1 pseudogene is annotated in these 609 nt (G+C 71.3%); it reads left to right on the plus strand.

From position 1 onward, the window contains the following. Positions 1-609 (plus strand): annotated as a pseudogene (locus tag AC5RWT_RS37950) (hypothetical protein); the annotation flags it as partial.

Raw genomic sequence — 609 nt, forward strand, 5'->3', positions numbered from 1 at the left:
GATGCCGAAGCCATCGCGGCAGCAGAGGCGGAGTCGGTACCGCTGGGAGTGCCGCTGCTGCTGGCCGGGGACGGTCTGGCCGAGGAGTTGCAGCGGCTCGGCGTCCGCCAGGTCAAGGCGTTCGGGGACCCGCCCGGGGAGCCAGCCAAGACTCCCAAGCCGACAGCCACTGGTTCCTCGTCGCCGGACCCCGGCGCCACCACATCCACCGCCGCAGAGCCCGCCTCCAACAAGGACGCCGACGGCAGCGCCGGGGACTGGGCCTCGTTGTTGCCGGAGGCGGAGGTGCTTCCTCCGGACGGGGAGCTTGAGGCACCCGAGCGTCCGGACGGGCCGGCGGACGTCTCCGCCCTGGTGGAAAAGGGCGCCGGAAAAGACTATCCCGCGACGCTGGCAGTGCTGGAGGCCGCAGGTGCCCGGCTGCTCGAGGACCCAAAGGCGGATCCGCGGCAGAGCAGCGCGGCCATCGATTTCCTGCGCGAGGAGCCGGAGCAGCGGGTGCTTGGCATCGGCGAAGGCTTCGGCAATGCCAATACGTTCGGACGCCGCGTCGAGGCAGCCCTGACAGTCCCGGAACTGCCCGGTGGCGGGCAATTGGCCTTCCCGTCC

This window comes from Arthrobacter sp. Dra40, from assembly GCF_059091905.1.